A 6,023-nucleotide genomic window follows, 5' to 3' on the forward strand; every position below is an offset into this window, starting at 1 on the left:
TCAAATCTTCCCCACACGCGTTGCGCGGAACGCCGGGTTCTCTTTAGCCTCGGCAAGGCAACGGTGCAACAGGACTGGTCTGAAGGAAGGGAGCGCGACATGGCGGACACTGGCTCAAGGAAAGCGGACTATGCCAAGGGCTTGGGAGGTGTCTCCTCCCTGGAGTCGGCCCGGAGCGCGGTCGAGAAGATCCAGAACAACGTCGCCGAGATCGCCGCGCGTTCGGGCGTCGGCGGTGACGAGGGCCAGGCGCTGCTGAAGCTCTTCCGCAGCTGGAACGGCGAGGCGCAGAAGGTCGTCGTCCAGATCAGCAAGATGGTCGACGCGCTCCAGGAGAACGTGACCTCGGCCGACCGCCTCGCGAAGGAGAACCAGGACCTGACCGAGGTGCTCAACAGCAAGACCAGCCAGGGCGTCTTCGAAGCGCTGCGCTGATCCACCCCCGCGGAACCGGTTCCCCCGCGGAGTGGGCCGGAACACGTGAGCTCGCCGGGCCCCGGGGCCCGGCCACCCGAGAGGAGCAGTCATGGCTGACGGCATCATCGATGTGCAGTACTCCACGGTCCGCAACGCGATCGAGGAGCTGAAGGGCCAGACCCAGCAGATCATCACCACCCTCAACAACCTGGAGGACGAGCTGCGGCCGCTCGTGACGTCCTGGGAGGGTGACGACCAGCAGATGTACCGCGGGGTCCAGGCCGAGTGGGACCAGGCCACCAAGAACATGGCCCTGCTCCTCGGCGACAGCGGCGAGCTGGTGCAGAGCATCCACGACAACCACTCCCGTGACGAGCGCAGGAGCGCCGACAACTGGGGCAGTGTGCGGGCCCGCTGAGCCCTTCCGTCCGGACCGCGCCGGGACATGCGTCCCCGGCGCGGCCCGTGCGGCAGTTCCTGGGCCCGGCCGGCGCTCTCCCGCCCGTCCGGCCCGCCCCAGAGACCCCCGTCCGGTACCGAGCGGCAGGAGGACGTCCCATGGCTGGTGACAGGGCCGACGTCAAGCATTTCGACCTCAAGCAGATGGAGAACTTCCGCGACAACGAGGTGCATCCGGTGTACACCGCCGCGAAGAAGCACCGCGAGGACGGCGACGGGCCGAACACCCGGCCGCTCGGCGACCTCATCGACGGGCACACCACCGCGGAGAACCTCAACCAGGACCAGCAGCTCCTGCGCATCGGCAAGATGGCCACCGACAAGCTGGTCTCGGGGCCGGCCCTGCTTGCGGACATCCGCACCGCCGCCACAGCCATCGACAAACTGCTGGGCGACCAGATGAAGCTCTTCAAGGAGCTCAAGGAAGCGCTCAGCGAGACCATCGACGACGCCAACGAGACCAAGAACAAGAACCTCGACGCGATCGACGCCCAGACGCTGCTGCAGAACTTCGAAGAGGTCGACACGCTCACCAGCGGGTCGTCGGGCGAAGAGAGCACCTGAGCCCGCATGGCGTGCGGCCGGCGCCTCCACCGCCCGGCACGCCCCTGTGAGAGACCCCCTGCCGCACACCCGCGCGAGGCCGTGGTGTGCCGCACCGAAGGACAACCGACCGGAAAGAGTGCACGGTGGCCAAGGGATACGACGAGGACTCCGACGACCACGTCGGGAAGTACGCGGAGGTCGACGCGACGCCCGACGACGTCTGGGCCGCCCTGGTCACCCACATCACCGGCTATCCGGTGCCGGACCGCAGTACCGTCTTCGACACCCTGCGCTCCGACCACGGGGGCAAGCTCTTCCGGATGGACATCCAGGAGAAGAGCCTCGGCCTGCTCGTCAAGGACTCCGGTTTCCTGATGAACGCCGGCGAGGACTACGACATCTGGTTCTTCGACAGTGGCAAGAAGTACTCGATCCGGCAGGCCCGGATCGTCTTCGAAGGCCGTGTGAAGGCGGGTGACGAGATCATCTTCGCCAGTCCCGGCTCCGACAACGTCCACGACGCGCAGGTCCGCGAAGGCAACGAGTTCACGGACTACAACAAGGACAAGATGAGCACGGTGGCGCTCGCCCGCTACATGAACGGGCCGCGGGCGGCGCTCATCCAACTCCTCACCGGGAGCACGAAGGACGCCCGGTTCAGCGACCTGGGTGTACCCACGGCCGGCGTGGTGGACCTGAACTCCTTCGACGAGACGGGGCGCTCCTTCGACTTCGCGGCCAAGTTCTTCAAGGACCACGCCGAGGTGCTCAAGGACTGGGAGGAGCGCTTCGGCCGGGACGACGCCAGCTGGAAGGGCGAGGCGGCGGAGGTCTTCCGCGGTCTCGTCAAGAAGATCCGCGAGAACTACGACAGTTACGTGGAGACGTTCAACAACACGTCCGGCACGGGGGACGAAGCGGGCAGCGGCTCCACCGTCTACTCACGTGCCCTGTCGCTGGGGCGCTCCTACCTGGTGGACGCCGCCAACGATCTGCTGGACGCCTGGCTGGCCTGGGCCAAGTCCCCCTACTACGACCCGCACCAGGTGCTGCGCTACGTCCTCGACGAACTCGGCCGGTGGGTGGACCAGAACAACGTCGACAAGTCGGAGATCCAGTCCTACACCTCGCAGTACCACACGACCATCAGCCACAAACCGAAGGAGGGATTCACCCAGGTGCACCCCGACTACGGCGACCTCACCGACATCGCGAACTGGGCGAAGGTGGGCGACGCGGCGGTCAAGCTCTGGTCGCAGGGGATCGACGACTACCTCGGCAAGCCCGCCGCGAAGGTGCAGTCCGCCCTGAACAACCACTTCCTCGAACTGGGCAACGACTTCTCCGAGAACATCCCCGAACCGAAGTCGACCAGCACGGCCGCCGACGAGTACAAGGAGAAGAAGCTCGAGGAGGAGCAGGCCGAGGCGGACAAGAAGCTCAAGGAAGCACAGGCCGAGGCCGACAAGCAGCGCGAAGAGGACAGGGCGTACCAGGACAAGCTGCGGGACGAGGCCAACAAGCAGCGCGAGGAGGACAAGGCCGAGGCCGACAAACTCCGGGCGGAGGCCGAGGCCCAGCGCGCGGAGGACAAGGCGTACCAGGACAAGCTCCGGGACGAGGCCAACAAGCAGCGCGAGGAGGACAAGGCCTACGCCGAGAAGCTGCGGGAGGAGCAGAAGGCCGAGGAGGAGGAGGCCAGGCGCCAGGCCGAGGAGCAGTCGAAGGCGCTGGGCGACAGCCTCGGCAACATCAACGGCCCCGGTGGGGGCGGCCCGGTGAACCTCGACGGCCTCGACGACCTGCTGAACGGCAACAAGCCGGTCACCGAGAGCCTGGGCGACCTGGGTGATCTGAACGACCCGGGCGGCGCCGGCGGCAACGGGCCCGGTGACGTGAACGGCGACGTGAACAAGGCGGTCACCCAGACACTCGACGGCCTGGGCGACCTGAACGACCCCGGCGGCCAGAACGGCGACCAGCAGGGATCCACCGCAGTGCCGCCCCCGACCGTCCAGAACCTGGGCGGGCTCGGCGCGCCCAACAGTGGCCCCGGCGGGACCAACAAGGCCGTCGACGAAGCCAATCAGGCCATCACCCGGGACCTCGGCGGTCTCGGCGGCCTGAACAACGGTTCCGGCGGCTCGCTGGACACCCCCACGGGCGGCAGCACCCAGCTGGACGGCGGAAAGCTCACCTCGGACTTCCCGGACGGCAGCACCAGCACCTTCGACCCGGACACCGGGCTGGTCACCACCACGCACCCGGACGGCAGCGTCACCACCCAGAACCTGGGCGACGGCGTGAAGGTGACCAACCCCGACGGGTCCGTCACCTCCCTCGGCGACGACGGCAAGCTGACCACCACCTTCCCCGACGGCACCACCCAGGTCGTCGACCCCGCCACGGGCCAGGCCACCACCACCGACCCCGACGGCGCCACCACCACCCAGAACCTCGGCAGTCTCGGCGATCTCAACGGGCAGAACGGCCTCGGGGGTCCGGGGGACCTGGGAGACATCGACGCCGACCTTCCCACGCAGTCGATCGGAGACCTGGGTGACCTCGGACGTCTCAACGGCGACCTCTCCGGACTGGAGACGCCGACCGGCGGCCACACCGCGCTGACGAACGGCGACTTCGCCACGACCTTCGCGGACGGCAGCAAGGGCGTCTTCGACCCGGACACCGGCTCGTTCTCCCTGACCGGCCCGGACGGCTCCACCGTGACGACCGACCTCACCCACGGGGCGTCGGTGACCAACCCGGACGGCTCCACGACCGTCCTGGACAACGGGCAGCTGACCACCACCTTCCCGGACGGCAGCAAGCAGGTCATCGACCCGGACACCGCCGTCGCCACCGTCACCGACCCGCAGGGCAGGACCGAGACGGTCGATCTGCACGACCTCGTCCAGGGCGGCAGCGACGGAGGCCGGGGCGTGCTCGACGGGCTCGGTGATCTCGGCAGCCTGAACGGCCCGGGCGGCCTCGGCGACCTGGGGGGTCCGAACGGGTCGGGCGGCCTCGGCGGTCCCGACACGGTCGGCGGCGGTGTCACCACCAGTGAGGTGCCGTTCTCCGACTTGGGTGTCGGAGGGGGAGGGACGAGCGCCGGTGCCCTCGGCGGTGGCCTCTCCCCGGACGGCCTCGGAGCGGCCGCCCCCCTCTCGGACGGCACCGCGGCAGCCGGCGCGGGCGCGCCGCTCGCGGGTGCCGCCCAGGCCGGTACGCCGGGAGCACCGGGCACACCCGGCAGCCCCGGCATGCCGATGGGCGGCGGCATGGGCGGCATGGGCGGAGGCGGCGAGAAGGGCAACGGCGAGCGGGTGCGGGCCGTCCTGGTCGACGCGGCGGAGGAGAGCGAGCGCCGCAACCGCCGCAGGCGCAGCCCGTGGAACCGCCAGGAGGACAGCGACACCTTCCTGGCACCGGCCCGCCGGGTGACGACCACGGGCGGCGACACACCCGAGGAGGAGGGGGAGCCCCGTCAGAGGTCCACCAGCTCCGCCGACTACCTGGAGGAGGACGCGGACGTGTGGGGCACCGAGGAGGGCGGCACGCCGGCCGTCATCGGCCGGTGACCGGCGTCCGTGCCCTGCGCGCCGTGTCGGGCGGACCATCCCGGGGAAACGCGTCCCACCCACCCCCGGCTTCCTGCCTCCGACGCCCACCAGGCAAGATCAACAGAGAAGTTGACGCACTGTTCAGAACCGTCCGCACCGACCGGGCGTACGGAGAGACCTGCGGAGAGGGAGGGGAGCGGGCATGACGGAGCCGCTGGAGAAGCGCCTGGAGAAGGCCATGGCCGAACTGCAGTCCGCCCAGGAAGCGGTGGCGCGCACGGAGCGCGAACTGCGGTCGGCGTCGTTCTCGTCGCTCTCCTCCGACCGCGCGGTCCGGGCCACCGCCGGCCCTCAGGGCGAGCTGGCCGGGATCGAGTTCCTGGAGAACAAGTACCGCGACATGTCCCCGCAGGAGCTGGCCGCCAGCGTCCTGGAAGCGGCGAGCGCGGCGCGCCTCAAGATGAACCGGCACGTCATGAAGGCGATGGCACCCTTCGCCGAGCCCAGCAGCGACGTGCCGGAGCTGAAGGGCTTCGAGCTGGACTGGGAGCGCATCTTCGGCCCCGAGGTGCTGCGCGAGGACGAGGACGCGGCGCGCGGCGGCCGGGCGGCCCCCGCCTGGCGTGACGCACTCGGCGAAGAGGGAGGGGACTGAGGGATGGGCGAGCGGTACTACGTCGATCCGCAGCGCATCGAGGCGCTGGCGGGGCAGCTGGAGGAGATCGGCGCCCTCACCAGGAGCATGACCGAGGAGTTCCTCGACGACCTTGCGCCCACGGTGAACTGGCCCGGTTCGGAAGGCGAGTTCGCGGAGAAGGCCAAGCCGCAGGAGCAGAAGGAGCGGCAGACCACCAAGGACACCATGCTGTCCATACGTGACGCGCTGGTGGGCATCACCGACGCCACGGTCAGCCAGGTCCGGATGATGAAGGACACCCGCGACCACAACATCGAGCAGGTCGAGAAGGGCAACAGCCGCATCGAGACCGACGGGCTCGGCAGCGGCTCGGGCGGGCATGGCCGCCGCTGAACCCC

The 6,023-nt window shown here is 69.3% G+C and carries 6 protein-coding genes; all 6 read left to right on the plus strand.

Annotated elements, in window-relative coordinates:
- The first annotated feature begins 99 nt into the window (after window positions 1–99).
- Window positions 100–435 (plus strand): hypothetical protein, encoded by a 336-nt coding sequence (locus ACFC51_RS34300; RefSeq protein ID WP_099176577.1) that lies wholly within the window; start codon window positions 100–102, stop codon window positions 433–435.
- 91 nt (window positions 436–526) lie between these two features.
- Window positions 527–835, plus strand: a complete 309-nt coding sequence (locus tag ACFC51_RS34305; protein WP_362933362.1) for a WXG100 family type VII secretion target — start codon at window positions 527–529, stop codon at window positions 833–835.
- Between the two features lie 140 nt (window positions 836–975).
- Window positions 976–1,440 carry a type VII secretion system-associated protein gene (locus ACFC51_RS34310; RefSeq protein WP_376370636.1) on the plus strand — a complete coding sequence of 155 codons (465 nt, stop codon included), beginning with the start codon at window positions 976–978 and terminating at the stop codon, window positions 1,438–1,440.
- Between the two features lie 125 nt (window positions 1,441–1,565).
- Window positions 1,566–5,006, plus strand: coding sequence for an AAWKG family protein (locus ACFC51_RS34315; RefSeq protein ID WP_376532659.1), 3,441 nt, complete (start codon window positions 1,566–1,568; stop codon window positions 5,004–5,006).
- 184 nt (window positions 5,007–5,190) lie between these two features.
- Window positions 5,191–5,643, plus strand: coding sequence for a YbaB/EbfC family nucleoid-associated protein (locus tag ACFC51_RS34320; protein WP_376370633.1), 453 nt, complete (start codon window positions 5,191–5,193; stop codon window positions 5,641–5,643).
- A 3-nt stretch (window positions 5,644–5,646) separates the two neighbouring features.
- A complete protein-coding gene (locus ACFC51_RS34325) occupies window positions 5,647–6,018 on the plus strand; it encodes a hypothetical protein (protein ID WP_376370631.1) in 372 nt (123 codons plus the stop codon).
- Window positions 6,019–6,023: the final 5 nt, after the last annotated feature.

The organism is Streptomyces sp. NPDC055962, from assembly GCF_042270185.1.
Lineage (GTDB): Bacteria > Actinomycetota > Actinomycetes > Streptomycetales > Streptomycetaceae > Streptomyces.